Genomic DNA, 4,458 nt, shown 5'->3' with positions numbered 1-4,458 from the left:
TTGCGCCGGAGAACGAAGAGTGGGATGCTATTTTACTGGTAGAGTACCCCAGCGCCAGGGCATTTAAAACAATTGCGGAAAGCGATGCCTATCGCGACATTGCCAATCAGCATCGCCTTGCAGCAACAGCTAACCTGCATTTGTATATGACCACGCCGTTTGAGCTATAATGTATAGCAACTGATCGTAAACAGGCGCCACCGGAGCTAATGTGCTATGTCCTTAAATGCAAAACCCTCAACGTAAGTTGAGGGTTTTGTGCCCAGAACTGGATTCGAACCAGCACATCCTTGCGAACGCTGCGACCTGAACACAGTGCGTCTACCAATTTCGCCATCTGGGCATTCGTGTTAAGGGCTGCAAAAATAAGCGTAGATTTTATTTCTCCAAATTTTTATTCGGAAAAAATGGCGCCGGCCGCAGAAAAGGCCGGCTGCCGCTGGCATCACAGGCATTAGCCCTGGTTGTCCAGGATGCCTGTTGTTACGATCACTTCCCGGCCCGCTAGCAGCGGAACTATTTTTCCAACAACAATCTCCTGGAAATGCGCAGATTCACGGTGTGCATTCGCTGCCGGTTCATCTGCATAACCCTCAAACAATACAAGCGTATGAGGATCGGTAATGCTTTGGTGCAGCTTGTAAAATAAATTCCCGGGTTCCTGGCGGCTTTTTTCAGCAGCTACCGTTAACAGCGCCAGCACAGTTTCCAGCTGGCCTTCCTTTACCTGCCACCTGGCAAATACACTAACAGGTTTGTGATTCATAATGCTTAAATTTTTTTGTTGTTGAATAAATAATTGTACTGCACACCTGCCGGAACTATTTTGATAAAATGGCTACCATCTTTTCACCTACACCTTTAGCGGATGCGGGATTCTGGCCGGTTACCAGGAGGCCGTCTGCCAGGCTGTTGGCACTCCAGGGGGCTGCAACATGAAAGAGGGCTCCCTGCGCAGTAAGCGCGGTTTGCAGGTCAAAAGGTACATCCGGCCGTGCGTAGTTGTCTTCCTCTGCGGTGGTAAAGGAAGTAATATTTTTACCGTTAACCAGGTAGGAGCCGTCGCTCAGCTTCACATTTAATAAGGATACGGGGCCGTGACATACTGCGCCTACAACCGCATTACGTTCATAGGTTTCCGCAATAACTTTCTTAAGCAGGGCATTCTCCGGCATGTCAACCATGGGAGCCAGCCCGCCGGGTACAAAAATGGCATCATATACGCTTACATCTACGCCTGAAAGCTTAGCTGCTTTTTGCATGGCAGCCCAGCCTTCCCCGGTTAAAAAGGCAAGATTATCCGGATCGCCGGCCAGGTTCAGGGCATCCAGATAAGGGGTATCGCCGGAAAGGCTGGCAAAATCTACCTGGTAACCGGCATCTTTGAATACAGCATAGGGGTGTGCCACTTCAGGTAAAAAGGTGCCTGTTCTCCGGTTGTTAGGGCCAATAACATTTGCATTGGAAACGATGATGAGGATTTTCTTTTTCATGGCTATAAGATTTGAATGTTTGTGAATGCTGCAGCTGCAGCGTTTTTACAGTACAAAGATACCGGCAGGGGAGGCCGCGGGAAAAGGAGCAGGATCACTATTAATGTGTGATCCGGATCACATTAGGCGTGTTCCGGGGTGGCTAAAGGATCGCTTACTTTTGGGTAGTATTGTTGGCGGAGTGCAGCCTGCTGAGTGTTTCACGGCTTACACCAAGGTATTCTGCAATGAACTTTTTAGAGATCCTCTGCAGCAGGCTGGGATACAGCTTTGCAAACTCCTCATACCGCTGCTGAGGGGTGCTGGAAAGTAGCAGGGTTACTCTTTGCTGCAGCGCCACATAACCATTGGTGAGCTTAACCCGGAAAAAATGTTCCATTTTGTGAAGGTCGGCAGAAAGTTTTTCCCTGCCGTGAAGTGTAAGGCATAACACCTCGCCTTCTTCCATACATTGAACATACATGGTTGCCTGCTTTTGCTTAAAATAAGCCTGGTAATCGGTCATCCACCAGTTTTCCTGGGCAAGCTGCACAATGTATTCTTTGCCTTGGGCATCAACATAAAATACTTTGTAAATTCCTTTCACCACCAGGTATTCATATTTTACCTCATCGCCCTCATGCAGCAGGTACTGGTTTTTCCGCACCCTTTTCAGCGTAAAGAAGGTTTTAACATATGCAAGCTCCTCATCATTAAGAGGCGTGATCTGTTCAATATGTTGTCTGAGTGTTTCCATGTTATTGTACGCAGAAGGGCAGGCCGCCGCTTAATGCCGCGGTAGCTTAATATCGTAAAAATCGGTCAATATCTTTAAAGTTTTTTTGTGGAACGGGGTTAGCAAATGCCGCAATATTGCCCGGCAGGTACCTGGCCTTTTGCAACCAAATGACACTGGTAATTAATAGGTTAAGATGAAAGCAACTTCGCATTCACCAGTTCAAAAAACTTCTTTTTATACGCTTCTCCTATAACAATTGGCTTTGTTTCGTTCAGGATCCTCACCATATTACCTTCTATGGCGGTCAGATGACTAAGTGATATAATAAACGACTTATGTATGCGTACGAAACCCATCGTTGACAGGTGTTCAGCAAGTTCTTTCAGCTTCAGATACGCGGTGATCTTCCGCTGGTCGTCCATCTGAATGACAACATAATTGCCCAGACCCTCGATGTATGTGATCCTCCGGGAATCGATCTTCAGTAACTTGCCTTTTTGTTCTGTTTTTACAAATAAATAACTATCCTGGTCATTTTTCAATTGGGTGGCATTGTGAAAAGTCCACAGGCGATTAACGGCTTTCAGAAACCTTACAAATGCTATCGGTTTTAACAGATAGTCTACCACCGCGTGTTCAAAGCCCTCCATTGCATATTCTTTATAGGCCGTTGTCATGATGATATAACTGTCCTTACCAACGAGATTTAGTATTTCTATACCGGTAAGATTTGGCATCTGCACATCCAGAAAGATGAGCCGTGGTCGTAGGTCTGTTATCATTGTAAGTCCTCTTACCGGATCTGTGGTAGTGCCCACTAAACGTAGGAAATGTACCTGATCGATATGTTCTTTGAGAAGATCGATGCCATGCTGCTCATCATCTATAATGATACAATCTATCATATGTTCCAGTTTATTTTTAATGATGCACTAAAGAATTGTTCCCCGTTCTGCAATATGAAACTGCAACGGTGTCCATAGGTCAGACTAAGCCGCTGGCTGATATTCTGAAGGCCAACCCCATTAGACAGCTCCTTAATACCTTTTCCTTTTTTATTACGGATGTCAAAAGAAAACTCGTTTACATTGGTACATACTTTTATAAGCAGGGGATGAGCCGCGTTATGCAGATCGCCATGTTTAAAGGCATTTTCCACCAAAGTTATCAGCACCAATGGAATAATCCTGATCGACTGATCATCGATCTGTTCTTCATACTGAATATGTAAATGCCGGTTATGGCGGCGCTGATTAATTTCAACCACATTTTTCATATGCTCTAACTCATCCATAATACTCACCTGTCCGTCTGCTGCATCACTTTTTCCCAGTGCATACCGCATAATGTTTGCCAGTATCAGTATCGAATCCGCCGTTTCCTTATCTAGTTTAATAACTTTTCCATAAATGAAACTTAACGAATTAAACAGGAAATGAGGATTGATCTGGTGCTTTAGCGCACTGAGTTCTGCTTCTGTTCTTTGTTTTTCCAACAGGATATGTTCTTTCCCTTTTCGTACCCACTCCACTAACAGCGCGATTGAAAAACTTGTAATAATGTTAAATACGTACACTATCAGTAATAGCCAGCTCATACTGCTCAGAGATAATGAAGTTTTGGTGGAAACAACATTATGCTCCCGCTGGATCAAAAAGTAGCCATAGTTCAATATGAATTTGATAAGGAAAAGCAATATTGTGATCATCAGCAGTTTGCGGTGCTTACGTTCCTTATGCATCGCAGGAATGATCACTTCAAATATCAGTATATAATGGGTAATAACGGATTCGGCTACAAAAAGCAGCACATTCCATGGACTTGTAAATTCTTTAGTGGTCCGCCCGGGATCCACTACGTATGACAGGAAGAAGAAAGAGCCATATATAAACAGGGAGAATAATGCCAGTAAAAGCAATCGCCTGTAATTTACTTTCAACATCTGGTGAAGGGTTTAATAAAGAAGGAATTGCGTAAGGGTATTTACGCAATTCCTTTATGGGTTTACTGATCGTACTTAATAAAGGTTGCAATTATCTTTGTTTCCTTAATATCCCTTGTTTGAGAGGATGAATTGGCTATTACCTTATCCTTCTTCGTTTTACTTGCAATGGCTGTGCCATTTTGCTGGGTAACGACCACATCTTCTGTGAGCGTCATAATTACGCCATCTGCTCCTTTGGCTTTTCCCATTTCTATCACCTTTTGCTGAGTGGCTTCTACTGAACCAAATCCTTTCGCAAGGGT

General features: G+C 44.3%; 6 protein-coding genes and 1 tRNA gene. All 7 read right to left on the bottom strand.

Annotation, left to right across the window (positions count from 1 at the left end):
- Window positions 1–259 precede the first annotated feature (259 nt).
- A tRNA-Leu gene (locus VIM72_RS30750) sits at window positions 260–343 on the bottom strand.
- Between the two features lie 111 nt (window positions 344–454).
- Complete coding sequence (locus VIM72_RS30745) at window positions 455–766, bottom strand: putative quinol monooxygenase (RefSeq protein WP_332006622.1); 312 nt, start codon at window positions 764–766, stop codon at window positions 455–457.
- Window positions 767–821: 55 nt separating this feature from the next.
- A complete protein-coding gene (locus tag VIM72_RS30740) occupies window positions 822–1,493 on the bottom strand; it encodes a type 1 glutamine amidotransferase domain-containing protein (protein WP_332006621.1) in 672 nt (223 codons plus the stop codon).
- A 154-nt stretch (window positions 1,494–1,647) separates the two neighbouring features.
- The gene (locus VIM72_RS30735) at window positions 1,648–2,229 is read right to left on the bottom strand and encodes a Crp/Fnr family transcriptional regulator (RefSeq protein ID WP_332006620.1); all 582 of its coding nucleotides are present in this window, start codon (window positions 2,227–2,229) and stop codon (window positions 1,648–1,650) included.
- Between the two features lie 170 nt (window positions 2,230–2,399).
- Entirely contained in the window at window positions 2,400–3,116 is a 717-nt protein-coding gene (locus VIM72_RS30730) for a LytTR family DNA-binding domain-containing protein (protein WP_332006619.1), read from the bottom strand.
- The gene (locus VIM72_RS30725) at window positions 3,113–4,153 is read right to left on the bottom strand and encodes a sensor histidine kinase (RefSeq protein WP_332006618.1); all 1,041 of its coding nucleotides are present in this window, start codon (window positions 4,151–4,153) and stop codon (window positions 3,113–3,115) included. Before VIM72_RS30725 ends, VIM72_RS30730 begins: the two co-directional genes overlap by 4 nt.
- A 62-nt stretch (window positions 4,154–4,215) precedes the next feature.
- On the bottom strand, window positions 4,216–4,458 hold a 243-nt coding region (locus VIM72_RS30720; protein ID WP_332006617.1), incomplete at its 5' end, for a hypothetical protein.

The organism is Chitinophaga sp., assembly GCF_036569185.1.
Lineage (GTDB): Bacteria > Bacteroidota > Bacteroidia > Chitinophagales > Chitinophagaceae > Chitinophaga.
The sequence above is the reverse complement of the archived record's forward strand: the minus strand, read 5'-3'. Positions and strand labels throughout refer to the sequence as shown.

Bases quoted from the DNA above. Each gene is read 5' to 3' on its own strand.
- VIM72_RS30745 (WP_332006622.1), bottom strand. From the start codon at position 766: ATGAATCACAAACCTGTTAGTGTATTTGCCAGGTGGCAGGTAAAGGAA.
- VIM72_RS30740 (WP_332006621.1), bottom strand. From the start codon at position 1,493: ATGAAAAAGAAAATCCTCATCATCGTTTCCAATGCAAATGTTATTGGC.
- VIM72_RS30735 (WP_332006620.1), bottom strand. From the start codon at position 2,229: ATGGAAACACTCAGACAACATATTGAACAGATCACGCCTCTTAATGAT.
- VIM72_RS30730 (WP_332006619.1), bottom strand. From the start codon at position 3,116: ATGATAGATTGTATCATTATAGATGATGAGCAGCATGGCATCGATCTT.
- VIM72_RS30725 (WP_332006618.1), bottom strand. From the start codon at position 4,153: ATGTTGAAAGTAAATTACAGGCGATTGCTTTTACTGGCATTATTCTCC.